A 22,247-nucleotide genomic window follows, 5' to 3' on the forward strand; every position below is an offset into this window, starting at 1 on the left:
ATTAGCATAAACCAAAATTTTTCAGAATGAAACTATCTTCCCTCAATTTTGCCGTTTCGTCTTCGATTTTTATTGATAGGCGTCACCCACTCATCGACGCGTGCTCTCTATAAATTTTCCGCGAAAAACGCGGCGATCTGATCCATCGTAGCAATCTGGACAAAGTGGCGTTCCTCTGCGCTGATAAAGGTAAGGTTGTCCTGAGGGTTGGCTTCAATAAAATCAGCCGTATGCTCATAGGGAACTTTTTCGTCCTCCGTGCCATGCCAAAAGAATACCGGACGACCCGCGACCTTATCCGGCGCTAAAGACAGATCATACCCTTCCAGCCAAGAGGTTAGCTGACGATAATCCTTCGGTAAATAGAACCCGAGCTCACCCGCGTGCCTAGCGATTCGTTCACGATACTTGATCGGTGCAGGAGAACCCATCACGCAAGCCGCCACGTTGATTTCAGGATGCTGAGTCAAGAGCATACACGTGGTGATCCCACCCATCGAGATCCCGCCGACACCGATTTTTCCCATCACCAGTCCAAGATTTTCAAAGTAATCAACGAGATACCCAAATTCGTATAAGTTCGTTTGGATACTGTCCCAAAAAGTGAGAGAAGGAATCTCCGAATTTTTCGTCTTCCGTTCTCCATGGTTCGCCGCATCCGGCAGCAATACGCGAAACTGCTGCGCGGCCAATTTGCGGCCTTGTGTCAGCACCAGTTCCTTAGCCGTTTGCCACCCGTGGTAATAAATGATCAGCGGCAACGGTTCATAAATTTTATCTTCCGCGACGACCTCAAGCAAGGGAATGTTTCCTACCGTCCGCTTACGTACAACAACTTTCATTTTTGACCTCCAGTAGTTAACTATTTGTATCTATTATACCCAACAATCCATGATTTTTTCCGACATACACGCTTCATTCTTTTTCTATCACGAAAACGCCCGCAAAGCAGAAGAGACAAAAAAGCCGTCCCTCGCAATTGAAGGACGGCACTTACTTGTTTATTTTGCGATCAGTGTTTCCAGACCGACATACATCATGTCTTTAAATGTATTTTGGCGTTCTTCAGACGTGGTTTCCTCGCCTGTCACCATGTGGTCGCTGACGGTCATGATCCCTAATGTTTGTACATGGAATTTCGCGCCTAAGTAATACAAGATCGCGGCTTCCATTTCGACACCCATCACGCCGTATTCTGCTAAGTTGAACGTTGGCGCCAAATCATCTTTGTAGAAGGTGTCTTCTGACAATACGTTACCAACATGCGTCGTAAAGCCTTTTTCCTTCGCCACTTCGTAAGCCTTCATCATCAAATTAAAATCGCAAATCGGCGCAAAATGGAAGCCTGGGAAATGCTTTTCTACCATTGAAGAGCTAGTGACAGCCCCTTGCGCAATGATCAAGTCACGCACATGAACATCTTTAGACAATGCGCCGCAGGTTCCTACACGAATCAATTTTTTCACCCCGTACGATTGGATCAATTCTTGTGCGTAGATTCCGGCAGAGGGCATCCCCATTCCCGTACCTTGAACAGAGACACGTTCCCCTTTATAGGTTCCTGTGTAGCCTAACATGCCTCGCACGTTGTTGTAGCATTTTGCATCTTCCAAAAAATTCTCCGCAATAAATTTTGCCCGCAACGGATCTCCCGGCAGTAAAATTTTGTCTGCGATCTCACCTTGCTTCGCCTCGATATGAACGCTCATTGTATTCCTCCCATTTCATTTTAGTGGTTATTTTAATCCCTTTTCTACAAAACTGCTAACGTTTCTTTGATCAGTTTCTTAAAGTCTTCTTTCACCCGTTCCGTGGTTTCCACAACTTCTGCGTGGTTCAAGTTGGCTTGCATGCCGGCAGCCAAATTCGTGATACATGAAACGCCTAAGACCTTCATGCCGCTATGAGCTGCTACGATGACTTCCGGTACCGTCGACATGCCCACTGCATCTGCGCCGATCGTGCGAGCCATCCGAATTTCCGCAGGTGTTTCATACGTTGGGCCTGTCATCCCAAGATAGACGCCTTCTTGTAGATCAATTGCTAATTTACCAGCAACTTCACGGGCTTTTTCTTGGTATTCTTTCGTGTAGGCCGCACTCATATCTGGGAAGCGTGGTCCCATGTTGTCATCGTTTGGTCCGATCAACGGATTGGTTCCCATGAAGTTGATGTGGTCTGTGATCAGCATCAAGTTGCCAGGTTGGAAGCCTTCGTTCACTCCACCGGCTGCGTTTGTCACAACGACTGAGTGAATCCCCAAAGCCGCCATCACACGTACTGGATACGTGACAGTCTCCATCGTATTTCCTTCATAATAATGGAAGCGACCTTGCATCGCCAACACCTGTTTACCAGCCAATTTTCCGTAGACCAATTGTCCAGCATGACCAACAACGGTTGACACAGGGAAATGCGGGATCTCATTGTAAGGGATCACTACAGGGTTTTCGATTTCTTCTGCTAATTCTCCAAGTCCTGATCCTAAGATCAAGCCAAAAGCTACATCGGCCACTCCTTTGTCCTGGATATAATTCGCAGTCTGTTGAATTTTGTCTTGTAAGTCTGTCATAAAAGGCTCCTTTATAGATAATTTTTTATTTCAATAATTTTAAGAAACTTTCGCCATTTTCAGTTGCCGGCACATCAAAGTTTTCCGCGATCGTCGCAGCAATGTCTGAATAATAGCCCTGCGGCAATTTCCCTTGTTCCGCCATTTGCTTGCTATAAACCAAGAACGGTACATATTCACGCGTATGATCGGTTCCTGTAAAGGTTGGATCATTTCCGTGATCGGCAGTGATCATCAATAAGTCATCCTCTTGCATCGCCTCTAAAATTTCTGGAATCCGTAAATCAAACTCTTCGATGGCATGGGCATAGCCTACCACATCCCGACGATGACCGAACAAGGCATCGAAATCAACTAGGTTCGTGAAGCTCAAGCCAGTGAAATCATTCTTCATTACGTCTAACAATTTGTCGACGCCATCCATGTTGCTCTTAGTACGAACCGCATCAGTGATTCCTTGACCGTTAAAGATATCGTTGATCTTACCAACCGCGATGACGTCTTTGCCGTTGTCCTTCAAGGAATCCAACACTGTTTTGCCAAACGGATCAAGGGCATAGTCGTGACGGTTGCTGGTACGAGTGAAGTTGCCTGGTTCGCCTAGATAAGGACGCGCAATAATACGGCCGATCATGTAAGGATCATCTTTGGTAATATCACGAACATACTGACAAATTTTGTACAATTCTTCCAATGGGATGATTTCTTCGTGTGCCGCGATCTGCAATACCGGGTCCGCAGACGTGTAGATAATCAAATCACCCGTCTTCATTTGTTCTTCCCCGAAGTCATTGATTACTTCTGTCCCGCTATACGGCTTGTTGGCACCCATGATAATACCGCGACCAGAAAATTCAGAGATTTTATCCAGCAATTCTTGCGGGAAGCCTTCTGGAAAGACACGGAAAGGTGTTTGGATGTTCAAACCAGCAATTTCCCAATGCCCCGTCATGGTGTCTTTTCCTACTGAAACTTCTTCCAATTTGGTTGCATAGCCATCATGCTCTGGAACATCTTTGACACCTTTTAATGGACGGATCGTCCCAAGTCCAAGCTGTTCCAAATGTGGAATATTCAATCCCGCTTCTTCAGCAATATGACCTAATGTATCTGAACCAACGTCTCCAAATTTTTCAGCATCTGGTGCTTCTCCGATACCGACTGAATCCATTACGACTAAGTGAATGCGCTTAAACATTTCTATTCCCTCTTTCTATTGATTTATAGCTAAATAAGTAAGACAAATCCTACTCATAAATTTAACCAAAGTACTTTATTGTTAAAAATTACGGCTCAGTCCCAGTATATTGGGTTCCTGGAATTCCGTAAACTGAAAGCCATTGTCGGAAAAAAATCCGTTTACCTAAGATTCCGCTGAACATTTGATTCGCAGCTAATTCGTATTAAAGGATTAACTTTTTCCAAAACTGAAAAAGTTAGTTTTATTCTCACCGCGCATACGATTCCACTAATCACGCTGAAGCGTGAAGTGGAACTCGCAAAAAAGGGCGTGCTAAGAACATTGTCCCATAGCCCCACCCTTTAAAAACGAAAGAATTATTTTGATTTGATGTAATTGACGCCATCGGCTTTTGGTGCGGCTGATTTTCCTAAGAAGATAACCAGTACGATGATGGTCAATACGTATGGTGCTGATTGTAGATACACATCCGGGATTTGTGAGATGATCGGTAAGTTTGATCCGGCGATACTTAGGTTTTGCGCAAATCCGAAGAAGATCGCTGCTCCCATCGCACCAAGCGGGTTCCATTTACCAAAGATCATCGCTGCCAATGAGATAAATCCTTGTCCAGCGATCGTTGTTGCTGCGAAACGTCCAGCGATTGATTGTGCGAAAACAGCACCGCCCATACCGCCTAAGAATCCAGAAAGTAAAACACCTGAATAACGTAACGCGTAAACATTGATCCCCAATGTATCTGCTGCTTGCGGGTTTTCCCCAACAGAGCGCAGACGCAGACCAAAACGTGTTTTAAAGATGACAAACCAAGAGATCACAGCGACTAAAATCGCAAAGTACGCTGGTAAACTAGTATTTCTGAAGAACAAATCTCCGATGATCGGGATTTTGCTTAATACTGGAAAGTCAAAGTAACCAAATTGCTGTTGGATCGTATCTGTTTGACCTTTTCCATAAATAACTTTGATCAAGAAGATCGCCAATGGAGGCGCCAGTAAATTCATTACAGTTCCGCTGATGATATGATCCGCCCGGAAATTGACTGTCGCCACTGCATGCAGCAGTGAGAAGGCCATCCCAACCAGTCCGCCGACCAGCACACCCAGCCAAGGTGTCATCCCGCCAAATTGATCCGCAAAAGCTAAGTTAAAGACAACTGAACTAAAGGCACCAGCTACCATGATTCCTTCCAAACCAACGTTTACGATCCCGCTTCGTTCAGAAAAGACCCCGCCAAGTGCGGTCAAGATCAATGGCGCAGAATACACAAGTGTCTGAGCAATAATCGATGCTAATAAATCCATATTCATTAGACTTTGCCCCCTTTTTCAGATTCGTCATTCGGAGCACTTTCCACTTCTTTGACCGTTTCAACCTCTTTCTTGCCGCCCATTACTTTCGCAAGTCCGACACGTACGATGTAGTTGATTGCGACGAAGAAGATGATCAATGGAATCACACTGTTGGCTAATTCGCTAGGAATACCTGAGAACTGCATTCCTTGTCCTCCAAGTTTTAAGATACTGAACAATAACGCGGATAATAAAATCCCGATCGAGCTGCCATTTCCTAACAGTGAGACGGCCATCCCGTCGAACCCGATACTGATCGAAGAACCTTGAACAAAGTAATTCATGAAGGTTCCTAATCCATAAACGACCCCACCAAGCCCTGCTAAGGCACCTGAGATGATCATCGAGATCACGATCGTCCGTTTGCTGCTCATTCCTGCATATTCAGAGGCAAAAGGATTCAACCCAACGGAACGAATCTCAAACCCTAATGTCGTGCGTTTCATTAAGAACCATACGACTACTAGGAATACTAACGCTAAGACGATCCCAAGATTGACCCGTGAGCCGCCAAACAAATTGGTCAGCCAAGGTTCTCGTAAAGAGGCATTCAAGCCAACTGCTTTAGTAACCCCTTTGTTCGAGATGATATCTGGTGACATCACGTGGTTGACGATATGATTGGCTACATAAAGAATCACGTAGTTCATCATGATCGTAACGATAACTTCACTGGTTCCAAAGAATGCCCGCAGCACTCCAGGGATCGCAGCGGCACCAGCACCTGCTAATGCACCCACAATAATTGCAATAGGTAAAACGATAAACTTCGGTGAATCCGGCATGCTTAGTGCCACCCAGATACTTGCAACCCAGCCGCAAAGTGCTTGACCAGAAAGCCCGATATTGAAGAAACCCGCTGAGTTGGCAACAGAGAAGCCTAACGCCGTAAAGATCAACGGTCCGGCACCCACTAAAATTTCTCCAAAGGACATTTTACTTTGGAATGCCGAGCTGAACATGGCATTGTATCCTTCGATCGGATTGAATCCGAACACTAACATCAAAATAGCACCAAGAACAAATCCTAGAATAACTGAGATAATCGGTACTAATATATTTCTAATTTTTTCTGAACGATCATTCATTTGTCTCACCAGCCTTTGCTAATTCTGCTCGCGCTTCTTCCAAACTATAGCCGGCCATCAATAGCCCCAACTCATTTTCAGAAGTTTCTTTCGGATCAACGATCCCAACGATCTCGCCAGCGTGAATAACCGCGATACGGTCAGAGACATTCAAAATTTCATCTAATTCAAAACTTACCAGCAGCACACCTTTTTGTTTGTCACGCTGCTCTACTAAACGCCTATGGATATATTCGATCGCACCTACGTCAAGTCCGCGAGTCGGCTGTGATACGATCAGCAGATCTGGATCACGATCGACTTCACGAGCGATGATCGCTTTTTGCTGGTTCCCACCTGAAAGTGATGCAGCAGGCGCTTTTTCACCCATCGTCCGTACATCGTATTCTTCAATCAATCGTTTGGCATAACGATCGATCTCCCCATAATTCAAAATTCCGTTTTTACTAAACGGCGCATGGTAATACGATTGCAAGGCAATATTTTCAGAGAGCGGCAAAGGTAAGATCAGTCCATATTTATGACGGTCTTCCGGTACATGCCCGACGCCTGTTTCCGTAATATGACGAGGCGCTTTGCCTGTCACATCTTTTCCGCAGATCGTCACAGTCCCGCTTTCGACTTTGCGCAACCCCGTTAACGCTTGGATCAATTCTGTTTGTCCGTTGCCGTCGATTCCGGCGATCCCTACAACTTCCCCGCGATGAACATCCAGGGACAAGCTCTTAACAGCTTCCAGTCCGCGGCTTTCCTTCACGACTAGGTCTTTGACCGTTAGAACGACTTCACCTGGCACAGCAGGTACTTTATCTGTTTTAAATGAAACAGAACGTCCTACCATCATATCTGCCAACTGCTGCGAACTCACATCTTTCACGTCAACAGTCCCGATGTACTGTCCGCGACGGATAACTGAACAGCGATCCGCTACCTTTTTAATTTCATCTAGCTTGTGCGTGATCAAAATGATGGATTTGCCTTCTTTGATCAGCCCTTCCATAATTGCAATCAATTCATCGATTTCTTGCGGTGTCAATACAGCGGTCGGTTCATCGAAAATCAGAACATTCGCGCCTCGATACAAGGTTTTCAAAATTTCTACCCGTTGCTGCATCCCTACTGAGATATCACGGATGTACGCATCTGGATCGACCTTTAAGCCGTACTCTTCAGATAAGCGCACGATCTCAGCTTTTGCTTTCTTTTGGTCCAGCATGCCGTTTTTCTTTGGCTCACTGCCTAAAATAATGTTTTCTGTAACGGTAAAGGCATCAACTAACATGAAATGCTGATGGACCATTCCGATCCCTAATTGATTGGCTCTAGTTGGACTTGAGATATCGACCTTTTGACCATCCATCAAAATCTCACCAGAAGTTGGTTGTAATAACCCTGACAAAACATTCATCAGCGTCGATTTACCGGCACCATTTTCACCTAAAAGAGCATGGATCTCTCCTTTTCGAACCTGTAAATTGATGTTGTCATTTGCTTTAAATGTGCCAAACTGCTTGGTGATATTGCGCATCTCAATGACATTTTGTTCTTCTGTCACTTTCTTTTCACATCCTATCGCTTTCTAAACCTGACAAAACATTGCAACGTTAAAGGGCGTTCTTCCCTTATCCAAATCAAGCATCCGCTGTAACTTGGATAAAAAAAGAAAGGTCCTTTTTTTAAAAGAGGACCATAGCCTCACGTGGATGGAGACTATGGTCACACCTGAATTATTTTTTCTCAGGAGTTTCTGGAACTTTGATGTCGCCGTCAGAAACTTTATCTTTCGCTTCTTTCACAGCTTCTTTTGCTTCGTCTGAAAGGAATCCGTCAGTTAGAGAAACACCGCCGTCTTTCAAACCATAAGTTAAGTGTTCGCCGCCAGGGAATTTGTCTTCTAACGCACGAGTAGAGATATCTTGAACCGCTGCACCTACACCTTTAAGTGTTGAAGTTAAACAGAAGTTGCTGTCTTTACCGTCTTGAGATTTGTATTCGCCCTCTTTTTGTTGGTCGCTATCGACACCGATAACCCAAACTTTGTCTGCTTCGTCCGCTTTTTCGTTACGTGCTTTCGCTTCTGAGAAGACCCCTTGACCAGTACCGCCTGAAGCATGATAAATGATATCTACTCCACCGTTGTACATATTCGCTGCTAGGGCTTTACCTTTGGCTGGATCACCAAATGACGCAGCATATTGAACGTCTACAGAAATGTCTTTGTCTAATTTTTTAGCAGTATCTGCGACACCTTTTTCAAAACCAGCTTGGAAGCGGTCGATTACGGCACCTTCTTCACCACCGACGAAACCTAATTTGTTTGATTTCGTTGTTTCGGCTGCTGCAACACCTGCTAGGTAAGCTGCTTCTTGGTCTTTAAATGTTGCTGAAGCGACATTGTCTTTTCCGTCAATAACTGAATCGATGATAACAAAGTTTGTATCTGCATTTTGGTCCGCTGCCGCTGTGATTGGATCAGCTAATAAGTAACCAATCCCGAAGACTGTCTTGAATCCGTTCGTAACAGCTTGTGAAATGTTTTGTTCATATTCAGAAGCATCGTTTGATTGGATGTAGTTGTAGCCGCCATTTCCTCGCTTGATGTCGTGGTCCTTGCCCCAAGCTTTAAGGCCTTCCCAAGCACTTTGGTTAAATGAACGGTCGTCCACCCCACCAATGTCTGTTACGATTGCAACACTGTGTTTTGCATCTTCATTCGCAGATCCTCCACCTGAAGAATCCGTTGAACCGCCGCCTCCGCCGCAAGCTCCTAATGCTAGCAATGCTGCCATTGCCACGGTACCTAGGCCAAATAATTTTGCTTTTTTCATTTCTGTAAAGCCCCCTAAATATGTTTTTTTTCAACAGTCCTGCGACTGAATGAACATGGTTTATAAATCTTTGTCCGTGAAGCTGTATGGCAGTAATCCTTCAACGGTCGTCTCTTTGATCACACCGTTGTCACCGACTAAGGTTACTGGCATCGCTGGGTCGCAAAACTCTGCCATGACTTGACGGCAAGCGCCGCATGGAGAGATTGGTTCTGGTGTGTGACCCGCGATCACTAAATGACTGAATGCTCGTTCGCCTTCTGAAACAGCTTTGAAAAAGGCCGTACGTTCTGCACAATTTGATAAGCCGTAAGAAGCATTTTCAATGTTGAGTCCTTGATACGTTTTGCCTTCCTTCGTCACGAGACACGCGCCTACAGGAAAATGAGAATACGGAACATACGCTTTGTCGAGTGCTTCGACAGCAATGTCGATCCATTCTTCTTTATTCATAGTTTATACCCTCCGATCTTAATACCCCGTACCGGAAAGTCCGTTCATGATCGATACACCTGAGCTGGCACCTAAACGAGTTGCTCCTGCTTCGATCATTGCTTCTGCTTCTTTCGCGTTGTGAATACCGCCAGAAGCTTTGACACCCATTTCAGGTCCTACCGTTTCGCGCATCAAGCGAACATCTTCCACTGTCGCACCGCCTGTTGAAAATCCAGTAGACGTTTTAACAAAATCTGCTCCCGCTGCTTTCGCTAATTCACAAGCCGTCACTTTCTCTTCATTCGTCAATAACGATGTTTCAATGATGACTTTGACTAACGCTTTGTCCTTCGCCGCAGCAACGACTGCCTCAATGTCCTTTTGAACTTTCTCAACATTACCGGCTTTCAACTCACCGATATTGATGACCATATCGACTTCATCGGCACCATTTGAAATAGCGTTCGCTGCTTCAAATGCTTTTACTTCTGTCGTATTTGCACCTAGAGGGAATCCGATCACTGTACAAACAGCTACGGGCTCACCTTGTAATTCCTTCGCGCCAAGCGCTACCCATGTAGGATTGATGCAGACAGAATAGAAACGATATTTTTTTGCCTCCTCGATGATTTTCATGACATCATCTTTTGTTGCGTCGGCTTTCAAAATTGTATGGTCGATCATTCGATTGATTTCCATTGTTTAATTCCCCGTTTCCATTTATTATAATATATTCTTTATTGTTATAAAAATGTTTTAAATATTTATTCTGTAATTACATCATGAATCAAAATAGGTTCTTCCGGTGTGTCTCCGATAGAAATATTCTGATAAAGTAAATCTTTTACGTGATCGATATCCTCTGAGTTGGAATAAATCGTTAGTAACGAGTCCCCCTCAGCGATTTTGTCTCCGATTTTTTTATGCAGCTTGATTCCTACTGCATGATCGATATCATCTTCTTTTGTTTTGCGCCCTGCACCTAGCAGCATTGCTGCGATGCCGATCTCATTGGCTACGAGTTTGGTTACATAACCGCTCGCTTTAGCAGGTAACTCGATGTCGTATTTCGCCGTTAAGATTTTTTCCGTTTGATCGATCACAGATGGATCGCCACCTTGATCTTTAACCATCTCGCGGAATTTTTCTAAGGCTTTTCCTGAATGCAGTGCTTCTTCTAATAAAGCTCTCGCGTCATCAAGAGTCTCTGCTTTTTTAGCAAGTACGACCATTTGGCTGCCTAAGACATAGCACATTTCTGTTAGATCTGCTGGACCGTTGCCTTTTAAGGTATCGATTGCCTCCACGATCTCCAGGCTGTTTCCAATGGCTTCGCCTAACGGTTCAGACATATCTGAAATGACTGCCATCGTTTGTCGGCCCGCAAGCTTGCCGATCCGCACCATCGTTTTCGCCAGGCGCTTCGCATCATCAATGTCCTTCATAAAGGCTCCATCGCCAGTTGTCACATCTAGGACGATCGCATCTGCACCCGCCGCGATCTTTTTACTCATGATCGAGCTTGCGATCAATGGGATCGAATCCACCGTCGCTGTCACATCTCGAAGCGCATAAAGCTTTTTGTCTGCTGGAGCCAGATTGCCTGACTGACCAATTACAGCAACTTTGCTCTTATTTACGGTATCAATAAATTCTTGGTCAGATAATTCAATTTTAAAGCCGGGGATCGATTCGAATTTATCTAAGGTTCCGCCGGTAAAACCAAGTCCTCGTCCGGACATTTTCGCTACAGGAACACCGACACTTGCCACAAGTGGTGCTAAAACCAATGTCGTCGTATCACCGACACCGCCAGTCGAATGCTTATCTACTTTGATGCCTTCGATTGAAGACAAATCAATGATGTCACCCGAATTCGCCATTGCCAACGTCAAGTGAGAAATTTCTTCATCCGTCATGTCCTGATAAAAGATCGCCATCAACAATGCACTCATTTGATAATCTGGAATGCTGCCATCCGTGTAACCGTCAATAATAAAATCGATTTCTTCTTTTGATAGGGGTTTTCCGTCTCGCTTTTTCTCTATCAAATCTACCATTCTCATAGGTTTTCCTCCAAGCTTCAAAAGATATTATACAATAAAATCGCGAAAGGTAAACCACTTTAGTAAAACAGTTTACTTATCGAAGAAGCGCTTTCTGTCAGCGCTACCATTGTTACTATAACGGGTCTTACTCCCGTTGTCAACTATGACCTACACTTTTCACACTCTCACGAATAATTAATTTAGTTTGGAAGATTTTATTCGGAATTCGCTGAGAAGGGAAATTGATCGCATCGACTAAAAACTTAGCAGCAGAAAAGCCGATTTCCGTACTTGGTTGAAAAACAGTCGTCAGCGGCGGCACCATGTACTGACTTACTTCCAAGCCGTCGAATCCAACGACTGAAATATCTTCAGGAATCTTCAATCCCGCTTCGTACACTGCTTGGTAACAGCCGATCGCCATCTCGTCATTTCCGCAAAATATCGCTGTAATCTCTTTATTCTTTAACACTTCTTTTGCAGCATGATACCCGCCAGAAATAGTCAGCTCCCCTGAACAAATATAGCTCTCCTCAAAAGGAAGCTGATACTCATAAACAACTTGCCGGTACGCTTTGACACGTTCTGTTAATTGGTAGTAGCCTTCGCTCTCTTTCAGCATCCCAATATGCCGATGACCTTTATCTACCAACATTCTTAAGACGTCCTGAGCTCCCGCATACTCTTGCACCAAAAGCTGCCCCCAGTCGCGATCGTTTAGTCCCCGGTCGATCAACACGATGGGGTGTTTGCGATAAAAATCGCTCCCCAGTGTATGTTCGTCTTCCAGATGATTGGGTGTAGCCAGTAATATCCCGTCTACTGAACGATGGGACAATTCATTTAGATACCGTTTTTCTTGCTCTTTGTCATGACGTGAATTACATAAAATAATCATATAGCCTAAAGGATTTAGATAACTTTCCACCCCTTCGATCACTTTTGAAAAGAAAAAGTCTGTCACATCCGGCACGATCATTCCAATCGTTTTCGAATGACGATTGATCAAATTGGCCGCAAAAAAATCCGGTTTGTATTGATATTCCTCGACGATCGCAAGGACTTTTTTTCGTGTCTGCTCACTGAATCGACTGCCCTTATTATTCAAGATCTGCGACACCGTCGTTACTGAAACGCCTGCTAATTCGGCAATTTCTTTGATGGTGATCTTCATCCTAGTCCTTCTCTCTGTATTTTTTTTAAGTGTAGCAAAGGAAATTTTAGAAAGAAAGACTTTTTCAAAATTAACGCCGGCTGAAGGAGCAAAGTCTGCCTATCTGGCGTAGACCACACTTGCGAGACGACTTACTTGCCGTCTCAAAAAAAGAGCGTAAATTAAGGATAGATCCACTCTCAAGGCAGGTGAGAAAAATGCTTGATGTTTTAGGGGCAATCAAAAATCTACAATGGACGGCAGAGCATCACTTTCTGCATATCAAAAACCAGCATGACTTCATTCGTATTTGGGCGATTCAATTTGAGCTTGCCTATACTGATTTTCGCGTCATTCAGCTAGCACTGCAATTAGATGCTCAAACTGAGCTGCTGCAACAGTTTACAAAAGCGTATGATGCCGTTTATCGCTATGAATATGCGTTTGCGAAAGGCGGATTAGAAGGCTTTAACCAAGAGTTTGGCGATCAAATGGGGACTTACGAAGAAGCTCATGATAACTTCTTAACGGTGTTAGCTGCGTTAGCAAAATTACAGCCCCAGCCGACAGAAGAGAATGATTTAGTCTAGGACACGCAGTCGATTTAAAAACTTAATCAAATCAATCCCTTAAAATCAAATTTATTATTTTGCGCGAAAAAAAAGAAAAAGAAGCGAGACACTATGATCAAAGATTATGTATATGATGATAAAAATCAATTAACGTTAGACATTTACGAGCCTGAAACAATCGAAGCGGCGATTATTCTGATTCATGGAGGCGGCTGGTTCCGTGGGGACAAATCAAAGGAAGCGACGTTGGCGGAACGTTTAGTATCAGATGGGTTTCTCGTTGTCGCACCCAGTTATCGTTTAGCGCCAGACCATATCTTTCCGGCTGCAATGGATGATTTACTAACTGTCTATGACTGGCTAGCTGCCAGCGATTATCAAGTAAAAGGAAAAATCACTGCACTCGGCTCTTCAGCCGGCGGGAACTTATCGCTCGAATTGGCGTTGCAAAGAGGGATTCCAGCGGCTTCTTGGTCTGGCATCATCGATCTTTATGATTGGGTGCAGCAACACCCCGAAGTTGTTGCCGCAATGAACCAAAAGCCTGACTTTGATAAACAAGCCAGCGGAAAAATCGACCAAGACGGTGCCAACGATGCTTTTTATAAATGGTTCGTTTTAAATTACGTGAACCAAGATGAAGCGCTTTTGAAACAAGCAGATCCATTGTCTCGTGTTTCAGATAAAAGCGGCCCACTCTTCCTCGCTAACTCCCTGCATGAATTAGTGCCCCTGACTGGCGTATATAAATTACAAAGTCAATTGGCTGAAAATGGGGTCCCAAGTGAAGTAAAACTTATCACTGGCACCGTCCACGGCGAGGGCTACGCGGATATCGCTTATTCATCAACGATTCAATTTTTAAAAGACAATCTATAAAAAAACGCCGCAGAGACTAATTTCTCTGCGGTCGTTTTTATATTTCTGGATAGTTTTCTAAGACATAATTTTCGGCTTTTTGACTCCATATACCGTCTGTCTCTGCTAAGATTTTTCCTAGATCTGATTGCTCATCGATGTCTGACACTTTTTTCAACTCTGATTGCTTATGGGTGTAAACGAGTTTTTTCCCGCCGCCAATTGCTGGCTGGTTCAGCGTGGTTTCACCCACCGCATCTAAGCCTAAAATATGTGTCACCACATTTGCCACGTGGACCTGCTTGTTTTCGATCAGCTTCACCGCTTTGCGCATATCTTCTGTATTGCCGCCAGAGGTCCCAACAAAGTGTGTAAATGAATAATGAACGTCATAAAAGTTTACATTCGCTGAAAATTCTTTGTCCTGCGGCCCTGCAAAGAAATTCAGACACCCATCAGGATTCAGCATTGCAGCCGCGTCACTAACGACTGGACCGACTGGAACCATGACAAAAATATCATCAAATCCGCCGCCGACCGTTTCCTTCAAAAGACTGACCTGATCGTCAACATCGCCGACATTCACATAAGAAACCTCAATGCCCTTTTGACTCGGATAAAGCTTCGAAGCCCGTGCCAATTTTTCAGGATCGCGATCTGTAATGACCAACTTCTTCGGATTGAGCGGCCCATGCAATGCGTAATCAATCGCCAACAACCCCATTGGACCTGTTCCGCCCATGATCAATAGATTGCCGCCTTCTTTGATCCCCATCTTATGTTCATAAGAGCCTTCTTTTAAATGATAATTCGCTTCGAAGGCACCAATCACACACGACAAAGGCTCGATCAGCGATCCTTCAAAATACGTATCTCCCTTGTATGGAATCAAACAATCCTGATTCATCACATCTTCTGAGATCACGATATAGGTGGCATCGCCGCCTGTATAAGGATACGAATAGCCGGGACAATCTGGACGATCCGGTAATTGAAGATTTGCCTGTAATACATAGCGCTCACCCTTTTTATATTTGTGCGCCCATTTTCCGCCTACTTCCAACAGCTCGCCACAAAACTCATGACCGACAATAATTGGCTCTTCGGCAAGATTATTTGGCGCCTTTTTATGGTCGGCACCCTGGTTCGCTAATTTCCATGTTGACATACAAATACTATCGGTGATGACAGATGCTAAAATTTCATTTTCTTTGATTTCAGGTAATTCAAATTCCTCCAAGCGCAAATCTTTCTTACCGTATAAACGCACTGCTTTTGTTTTCACTGCTATTCCCCCTAAAATTACGACTACTTAAGCTAAAATTCCTAACCAATAACCAAGAATACCGACCGCAAACAACACGAAGATCAAGACGATCGGGCTGACTTTTTTCTTCAATAAATACATCATCAATAACGTCAAACCTAATGCAGGCAATCCCGGCACCAAATCATCCAAGACATTCTGAACCGTTGTAATAACTGTTTCGCCATCTGAACCAGGTGTTCTGGATACCACCAATGGAATGTTGATCGTTGTCCATTTTGTGACTAAAACACCCATGATGAACAATCCTAAAATCGTCGCTCCCTCAGTTAATTTTTGCAGCAAGTTGCCGGAGAGGTCTTTGACGATATCCATTCCTTTGCTGAAGCCATATGTGAGACCGAACCATTTCATCGATAAACGGATCGCATTGAAGGCCACGAAGAACAAAATCGGTCCCATCGCATTTCCCGACAATGCCAAGGATGCACCCAACGCCGCCGTGATCGGTCGCAATGTTCCCCAAACCAACGGATCGCCTACACCTGCCAGCGGTCCCATCAATCCAACCTTCAAACTATTGATCGTTCCATCATCAATGTCCGCTCCGCTTGCCCGCGCTTCCTCCATCGCCATCGTCACACCGATGACCGGTCCGCACACTGCCGGAGTCGTATTGAAGAATGTTAAATGTCGTTTCAACGCTTCCGACTGTTCTTCTTTTGTCTTATACACGCGACGAATCGTTGGGATCATATCCACACAAAAAGCCAAGGCGTGAATTCGTTCAAAGTTGAAGGAGGCTTGCTGAAAGTTTGAAAAAACAAAGGTGGTCATCAAATCTTTCCTCGTTAACTGCGACTGTGCATAAATATCTTTCTTTGTTTCTACCATTGACGTGTTTTCCATTTTTCCTGCCCCCTTAATTTTCTAATTCATCATCGGCCAATTCGCCAGCAACGACCGCCGCCATCTGATTGCCTTGACCCTCATTTTTCTTAAAGTTGGGATTTAGCTGCACATAGACTAACGCTGTGATCAAACCAATGATCCCGAAAGCCAATAAACTGAATTCTAAGTAACCGCCCATCACAAAACCAAGATAGAAGAATGGCATCAAGTACGCCACGCTCATCATATTCAGTACCATCGCATATCCGACTACTACGATAAATCCGCCGGCTACCGCTAATCCGCCTGTAATTACATCTGGAATCATGTTCAACATATTCGTGACCATCTCCGCACTAACGAATGCTGCTACGATCGTGGCTGGGATCGCTACCCGCAAAGCTTGGATGAATAAGGCACTAAAATGCAGGAAGATGATTTTATTAAAATTCGCTTTTTCCGCTTCACGATCCGCTGCATGCTGGAAGGCTACCGTGATCGTCCGCGCGATGTCCGTCAGCACTTGCCCGGCTGCCGCAACAGGTAATGCGATCGCGATCCCTGATTGAATGTCCTGCTGGCCCACCACAACCAAGATCGTAGAGATGACACTTGCCAACGCCGAATCTGGTGATTGCGCCGCGCCGATATTCATCCAGCCTAATGCGATCAATTCCAAGGTCCCGCCTAAGATGATGCCTGTAGTCACATCGCCTAAGATCAACCCCACCATCGTACAGGCGATCAATGGCCGATGGGTTTGAAATTCGTCCAATACACTGCCCATCCCACACACACATGAAAAAAGAAAAATAAGTACAATCTGTAACGCTGATAATTCCATTTTTGTGTCCTCCTCTTACTATCGCTAGTTAAAATCCGGCTTCCTTCAGTTTTTCTTCAAAATTACCTTTTGGATCGGTCGCCACGACCCGTAAATCCAGCTCCACACCTGATGCCTCCAGCTTGCGAAATGCATCTGCTTCTGTTTGATCAACAGAGACAGCTTTGGTGATTTGCGTGCGTCCCGTTTTGAATTGCATCCCTCCGATGTTGATAGATGTGATCGGCACGTTCATTTCGACCAATTCCAACACTTCCATTGGGTTCGTGAATAAATAAAAGACTGTTTCGCTCGCATATTTTGGGTTGTGATAGACCTTCATTGCCTTTTCCGGATCAACGATATTTACTTTGATTCCAGGAGGCGCTGCTTGCTTTACCAATGTTTTACGAATGTCATCATTCGCCACTTCTTTACTGACCACAATGATTCGTTTTGCCCCTGCTTCCTTTGCCCAAACCGTTGCCACCTGCCCATGGATCAAACGATCGTCAATTCGTGCTAAGTTGATCTTCATCTTAGAAATCCTCCTCTTCTTCAATCAATTGCTGCTTAAACGCTTTCACTGTATCGCAAGGAATGCTTGTAGCATGATTCACAATATCCTGCAAACGACTTCCCAGCATACTGGCTACCTCCAAGACGATCGGCAGCGACATGCCCGACACGACTTCGATCTCACGCTCTGGATGCTTCATCGCCACCGCGCAGCTGGCGTTATAAGGCGTGCCGCAAAATAAATCCGTCAATACTAGATAGGACGCTTCCTGATCCTTCATCGCTGCAAAAACTTTTTCCTGAATCGTGTCCAGCCCTTCTTCCTTCAAAAATTCCACGGATTCAAAATCTGGCAATGCCCCAAAAATCATTTCTGCTGAATTTTTCATTTCGTGGGCCAGCTTCCCGTGTGCTACCAAAATTACTTTGTTCATATGTCCCTCCTTAGTCGTTTTCCTGATCTGCGAAACGTTGCACCAACAACTTTTTAACTCTTCATTTTGCTCCACCGATTGCTAGTTTCAGTGGAGCAAAAGTGATTACCCTCTTGTCTTGCCTCCAGCAACATTGACCGTCACACCGTCCACGTAACTTGAGCGTCCAGAAATGAAGTATGCGACTAAGTCAGCCACTTCACGCAATTTTCCGTCGCGACCTAGCGGGATCGTCTTTGTATTGGTATAACCCGCTCGCAGCTGCTCCACCGAAATTCCTCGAGTATACGCCAATGCCGTTTCGTATTCGATCGTGCGCAGCCCCGTCTCTTCCATGATTCCCGGAGCGATACCAACGACACGAACACCCTTTTTACCTAATTCTTTCGCCCATGAACGTGTAAAGCTGTTCACCGCCGCTTTGGTCGCCGCGTATACGCTTTGACCCTCTGACCCTTCTAGTCCGCATTCTGAAGACATATTGATGATGACGCCGTAGCCTTGATTCACCATTACTCGACCAACGGCTTGGCCCATCAAGTAAACCCCTTTTTGATTGATAGCAATCATCTTATTAAAAATGTGCTCGTTGATTTGAAATTTCCCGTCTTCAGTCATTTCCTCATCGACCAATAGTGCCGGGATGTTGATTCCTGCATTATTAACCACTGCATCGATTGTTTGAAATTTGTCAACGGTAGTAGCGATTGTTTTTTCAACTGATTCTGGAGAGGTCACATCCGTTTGGCTAAAAACCAATTTCTCATGTGTGAATGCACCTTCTCGCAGATCAGCATTGACCACGTTGATTCCCAATTCGCATAATTCTTTAACAATGGCCGCTCCGATACCAGATGACCCTCCTGTGACAACGACTGTTTTCCCCTGAACATTTAACCAATCCATCGTGAACGCCCCTTTTTAACATTTGTGATTTGAATTTAACATTTGTTGCACCTTTATAGTAAAGGCAAAAGAAAACGTTGTCAATCACTTTTTGCAACTTTTTTAAAACGAAATCACAAAAGTGCCAAAAAGTACAAAAAAACGGATAAGCTTTACACTTATCCGAGTGGCTTTCATGCTTATTCATAAACCAATTCCATAATCGTCTCTTGCTGCTCTGCTGGAATCTCCTCATCGCTAAGGTAGTACTCATACGACGTGCCGATAAATTTTCCGCCGATCCGCTTGATCTCATCCAGCATGGCGAAATAAGGATCGGTCATCTCCTCGTATCTTCCAACATACAAATAAGACAGCGCCTTATAGGACGGTAGAAAATAGCTGTCACTGGCAATCGTAGAAGCATTTTTCACTTCCTCTGCGACAGGAAATCCGACTTCCATCTTGACACTTGTTTCATCCACTCCGCCGCTTTCGTCCATGTTCTTATACGACACGAAGGGCGTGCTTAGAATCTGTATCCCTTGCTCCTGAATAAATCCACCTAATTTCATAAAGGTGGGGCCAATGACCTGTGGGATCTCCTCAACTTTTACGGTGAAGCTTTGGGAAAGAATCCATTGTTCTGGTTTTACGATTTGTTCGAAGTGCATCTTTCTCTCCTCCTTTTCTCTTAGTTTATCGAATCAAGTTGCCAGAACATGTCATATTAAAAATGATTCTCGTAAAAAGCGGCGACGTGATTGAGGACTTTTTCGCGAATCCAGCTTGGTCCGAGAATTTCGACATTTTTCCCTAATGGAATCAAAAAGCGATACAGATCGTCAAATTCCGCAAACTCCAAGGCAGCATCAAAGCTGCTGTCAACGTTATCCTGCCACTCAAAATCCGCAAACTCGGCATACTTTTTATAGGCGATCCGCTTGCTGAAGCGCAATTGAACAGATAACCGGGGAAATACTACGACTTCTTCAGGAAAGTCGTAAGTGATCCGCTCCTTTAAAACAACTTGCTTGATTTGTTTGAGGGGAAAGAGCATCCATTCTTTTTTCGTCAATTCCAAGGCTAACAAATACCAGGTCTGATACTTATACAGCACACGTTTAGGCGCCAAAGACAACAAACGTGTTTGCCCATATTCCGTATGATACACACAGTCGACCTCGCAATGATTGAATAACGCTTCTCTGATTTTTTCGAATGTCTGACTGGTAATTTCTGTCTGACTCAGATCGACCTCCAGCCACTCGCTCCAATCATAGACTGTCCCCATTTTTTTCAATAGTTCTTCTGTGTCAGCCAACCCTACTGATTGCAGCAAATGCAGCGCTAAAAACAAGTCGTCCTGCTCCTCTTTTTCAATCAACGCGTGGCTCACCTGATAAGAGTCATCCAGAAAAATCCCGCCGTTGCGCCCTTTATTCGCATACACAGGCACGCCCGCTAAACTCAGTGCATCCACATCGCGATAGATCGTTCGAACTGAAACTTGGAAACGTTCCGCCAATTCCTTTGCAGTTACTTGCTTGCGGCTCAATAAAATCAAGGTCGTTTGAAGCAATCGAATTACTTGCATGGCTCCTCCTTAAATAGAAAAAGACAGGTTTCCCTATCTTTTCAATACTTCCCGCGCCGTTTCTTCTGTCGTGACCAATACATTGATGTAGCGGCCTTTGAGTGCACTGGCGATCGCGTCGGCTTTATCCACTGCTTCTGCTACACCGATCCGATACGGTGCCCGTTTTAATTCAGCGATGTCGATCCCGATCAATCGGTCATCTAAGGTATTATCAATGTGTTCGCCTTCGATATTATAAAAGCGGGAAACAACATCCCCGACTACCTTTTTACCTTCTAAATACGTCAAAACATCTTCTCCATAGAACTGTTTCCAGCTTTCACTCGCCTTTAACGTAGGAGAACCGATCCCTAAAATCGCCACATCGATCTTCCGCCAATAATCAATCAGCTCTTGGTTGAACTCGTTTTCCATCAATGCCTTTTTCAACGCGACTGTTTCAGGAAAAGCAGGCGAATCAATCAACAAGGCACGACCATTCAATTTTTTCGATGCTTCATACGTGATCGTATTGACATGAAAATCACTGATGAGGCGTCCAGAGGGCCCGCCGATCATCGGTACACACAAAATATTCTCAGCATCGTATTGACCTAATCCTTCTGGGATAGCAGCCATCGTCTCTCCCCATGAGAACCCAAAGATCATCTCATCTTTAATGATCTCTGTTATGTATTCCCCTACGCCTTGAGCCAATAACTTATCCTTTTGCGTGCGGCTCAGATCTGTGCCCGCTTGGACGATGATCGCTTTTTCCAGACCAAATTTTTCTTGAAGCTCTTTTTCTATACTATACGTTCCTGCCTTGTCATAATTGATCGAGATGTTGACGATCCCTTCATTACGAGAACGCTTCAGCAGACGGCTGATCGTGCTGCGGTGGATATTCAGCTCTTTAGAAATCTGACTCTGATTTTTATCTTCTTGGTAATACATTTCAGCAATACGAACCAATAATTTATCTTCTTCTTTTTGCACGGACTCACTCCTCTCAAATCACATTTGTGAAAAACATGAGTTAATGTGATTATAGCGTGTCTTTTATCGAACTTGCAAGCCTTTTCCATTACGAAAAATCCCGTTCGCTCAAAAGCTGAACGAACGGGAGAGTCATTCTCTATTCTTTTACGCTGCGAATAATATAGTACCCTTTGTCTTTTGCTGCGATCTCCGCATTGCCGAAGACCTCTTCCATCTTACTTTTCGCACTCGGTGCCCCTTGTTTTTTTTGAATGACGATCGTCAACGTACCGCCTTCTTTTAACAAAGGTGCCGCCTCGCTTAATATTTGATGAACGACTTTCTTTCCTGCACGGATCGGCGGATTACTGATGATCGCCGCGTATTCCTTTTGGTGCAGCGTCTCGTAAATATTCGATTGATGAATATCCGCTTCAATGCCGTTTCGCTTCGCATTGCCTTGTGCCAGCTCCACCGCTCGATTGTTCACATCGATCATCTCAACGGGATGCCCCGTCTGATAAGCCAACGCCATCCCGATCGGGCCATACCCGCAGCCGACATCTAACAAGGTCCCTTCAGGTAATTCACTCGCGTCAAAATGTTCGATCAACGCCCGTGAGCCGTAATCCACTGTATCACGCGAGAACACCCCGCTGTCTGTTACAAATTGAAAATTTTTCCCTGCTAATTCAAAAGACCATTGATGCAGGTCGTGTGCGGTCTCAGGATTTTCAGAATAATAATGATTTGCCATAATT

Annotated in this window: 24 protein-coding genes; 2 read left to right on the forward strand and 22 right to left on the reverse strand. The window is 44.5% G+C overall.

Annotated features, from left to right (window positions below; all coding sequences use genetic code 11):
- Nucleotides 1-107 precede the first annotated feature (107 nt).
- The 12 genes from I592_RS14170 to I592_RS14225 all read right to left on the reverse strand — a co-directional run bounded on the left by I592_RS14170 (nt 108) and on the right by I592_RS14225 (nt 12,743).
- Nucleotides 108-842, reverse strand: coding sequence for an alpha/beta fold hydrolase (locus I592_RS14170; protein WP_010779534.1), 735 nt, complete (start codon nt 840-842; stop codon nt 108-110).
- A 159-nt stretch (nt 843-1,001) separates the two neighbouring features.
- Nucleotides 1,002-1,709, reverse strand: a complete 708-nt coding sequence (deoD, locus tag I592_RS14175) for a purine-nucleoside phosphorylase (protein ID WP_010779533.1) — start codon at nt 1,707-1,709, stop codon at nt 1,002-1,004.
- A 44-nt stretch (nt 1,710-1,753) separates the two neighbouring features.
- Entirely contained in the window at nt 1,754-2,572 is an 819-nt protein-coding gene (locus I592_RS14180; protein ID WP_010779532.1) for a purine-nucleoside phosphorylase, read from the reverse strand.
- A 25-nt stretch (nt 2,573-2,597) separates the two neighbouring features.
- A complete protein-coding gene (deoB, locus tag I592_RS14185; RefSeq protein WP_010779531.1) occupies nt 2,598-3,770 on the reverse strand; it encodes a phosphopentomutase in 1,173 nt (390 codons plus the stop codon).
- Nucleotides 3,771-4,129: 359 nt separating this feature from the next.
- On the reverse strand, nt 4,130-5,083 hold the full coding sequence (locus I592_RS14190; protein WP_010779530.1) for an ABC transporter permease: 954 nt from the start codon (nt 5,081-5,083) through the stop codon (nt 4,130-4,132).
- On the reverse strand, nt 5,083-6,213 hold the full coding sequence (locus I592_RS14195) for an ABC transporter permease (RefSeq protein WP_010779529.1): 1,131 nt from the start codon (nt 6,211-6,213) through the stop codon (nt 5,083-5,085). The genes I592_RS14190 and I592_RS14195 overlap by 1 nt, the downstream gene beginning before the upstream one ends.
- A complete protein-coding gene (locus I592_RS14200) occupies nt 6,206-7,741 on the reverse strand; it encodes an ABC transporter ATP-binding protein (protein WP_371191115.1) in 1,536 nt (511 codons plus the stop codon). The genes I592_RS14195 and I592_RS14200 overlap by 8 nt, the downstream gene beginning before the upstream one ends.
- A 199-nt stretch (nt 7,742-7,940) precedes the next feature.
- Nucleotides 7,941-9,041 (reverse strand): BMP family lipoprotein, encoded by a 1,101-nt coding sequence (locus I592_RS14205; protein WP_010779527.1) that lies wholly within the window; start codon nt 9,039-9,041, stop codon nt 7,941-7,943.
- 60 nt (nt 9,042-9,101) lie between these two features.
- Nucleotides 9,102-9,494, reverse strand: a complete 393-nt coding sequence (locus tag I592_RS14210) for a cytidine deaminase (RefSeq protein ID WP_010779526.1) — start codon at nt 9,492-9,494, stop codon at nt 9,102-9,104.
- A gap of 18 nt (nt 9,495-9,512) precedes the next feature.
- Nucleotides 9,513-10,175 (reverse strand): deoxyribose-phosphate aldolase, encoded by a 663-nt coding sequence (gene deoC, locus I592_RS14215; RefSeq protein ID WP_010779525.1) that lies wholly within the window; start codon nt 10,173-10,175, stop codon nt 9,513-9,515.
- Between the two features lie 65 nt (nt 10,176-10,240).
- A complete protein-coding gene (locus I592_RS14220) occupies nt 10,241-11,542 on the reverse strand; it encodes a pyrimidine-nucleoside phosphorylase (protein WP_010779524.1) in 1,302 nt (433 codons plus the stop codon).
- Nucleotides 11,543-11,681: 139 nt separating this feature from the next.
- Complete coding sequence (locus tag I592_RS14225) at nt 11,682-12,743, reverse strand: LacI family DNA-binding transcriptional regulator (protein WP_254908417.1); 1,062 nt, start codon at nt 12,741-12,743, stop codon at nt 11,682-11,684.
- Between the two features lie 152 nt (nt 12,744-12,895).
- On the opposite strand from I592_RS14225, the gene I592_RS14230 reads away from it, so the two are divergent.
- A complete protein-coding gene (locus I592_RS14230; protein WP_010779522.1) occupies nt 12,896-13,267 on the forward strand; it encodes a hypothetical protein in 372 nt (123 codons plus the stop codon).
- A 93-nt stretch (nt 13,268-13,360) separates the two neighbouring features.
- Nucleotides 13,361-14,128 carry an alpha/beta hydrolase gene (locus I592_RS14235; protein WP_010779521.1) on the forward strand — a complete coding sequence of 256 codons (768 nt, stop codon included), beginning with the start codon at nt 13,361-13,363 and terminating at the stop codon, nt 14,126-14,128.
- Between the two features lie 37 nt (nt 14,129-14,165).
- Here the strand turns inward: I592_RS14235 and I592_RS14240 are convergent, their stop codons facing one another.
- From I592_RS14240 to I592_RS14285, 10 genes are all read right to left on the reverse strand, one after another.
- Nucleotides 14,166-15,392: a zinc-binding dehydrogenase gene (locus I592_RS14240; protein ID WP_010779520.1), complete on the reverse strand. Its 1,227-nt coding sequence runs from the start codon at nt 15,390-15,392 to the stop codon at nt 14,166-14,168.
- A gap of 27 nt (nt 15,393-15,419) precedes the next feature.
- Nucleotides 15,420-16,268: a PTS system mannose/fructose/sorbose family transporter subunit IID gene (locus I592_RS14245; RefSeq protein WP_174293649.1), complete on the reverse strand. Its 849-nt coding sequence runs from the start codon at nt 16,266-16,268 to the stop codon at nt 15,420-15,422.
- A 28-nt stretch (nt 16,269-16,296) separates the two neighbouring features.
- Nucleotides 16,297-17,109, reverse strand: a complete 813-nt coding sequence (locus I592_RS14250; protein ID WP_010779518.1) for a PTS mannose/fructose/sorbose transporter subunit IIC — start codon at nt 17,107-17,109, stop codon at nt 16,297-16,299.
- Between the two features lie 28 nt (nt 17,110-17,137).
- Nucleotides 17,138-17,626: a mannose/fructose/sorbose PTS transporter subunit IIB gene (locus tag I592_RS14255; protein ID WP_010779517.1), complete on the reverse strand. Its 489-nt coding sequence runs from the start codon at nt 17,624-17,626 to the stop codon at nt 17,138-17,140.
- A gap of 1 nt (nt 17,627) precedes the next feature.
- Nucleotides 17,628-18,041, reverse strand: a complete 414-nt coding sequence (locus I592_RS14260) for a PTS sugar transporter subunit IIA (protein WP_010779516.1) — start codon at nt 18,039-18,041, stop codon at nt 17,628-17,630.
- Nucleotides 18,042-18,146: 105 nt separating this feature from the next.
- The gene (locus tag I592_RS14265) at nt 18,147-18,947 is read right to left on the reverse strand and encodes an SDR family oxidoreductase (protein WP_010779515.1); all 801 of its coding nucleotides are present in this window, start codon (nt 18,945-18,947) and stop codon (nt 18,147-18,149) included.
- 179 nt (nt 18,948-19,126) lie between these two features.
- Complete coding sequence (locus I592_RS14270; RefSeq protein WP_010779514.1) at nt 19,127-19,600, reverse strand: GyrI-like domain-containing protein; 474 nt, start codon at nt 19,598-19,600, stop codon at nt 19,127-19,129.
- A 56-nt stretch (nt 19,601-19,656) separates the two neighbouring features.
- Complete coding sequence (locus tag I592_RS14275; protein ID WP_010779513.1) at nt 19,657-20,523, reverse strand: helix-turn-helix transcriptional regulator; 867 nt, start codon at nt 20,521-20,523, stop codon at nt 19,657-19,659.
- A gap of 33 nt (nt 20,524-20,556) precedes the next feature.
- The gene (locus I592_RS14280) at nt 20,557-21,504 is read right to left on the reverse strand and encodes a sugar-binding transcriptional regulator (RefSeq protein WP_010779512.1); all 948 of its coding nucleotides are present in this window, start codon (nt 21,502-21,504) and stop codon (nt 20,557-20,559) included.
- Between the two features lie 139 nt (nt 21,505-21,643).
- Nucleotides 21,644-22,243 carry a class I SAM-dependent methyltransferase gene (locus I592_RS14285; protein ID WP_010779511.1) on the reverse strand — a complete coding sequence of 200 codons (600 nt, stop codon included), beginning with the start codon at nt 22,241-22,243 and terminating at the stop codon, nt 21,644-21,646.
- Nucleotides 22,244-22,247: the final 4 nt, after the last annotated feature.

It is taken from the genome of Enterococcus gilvus ATCC BAA-350 (assembly GCF_000407545.1).
In the GTDB taxonomy this organism is placed as follows: domain Bacteria; phylum Bacillota; class Bacilli; order Lactobacillales; family Enterococcaceae; genus Enterococcus_A; species Enterococcus_A gilvus.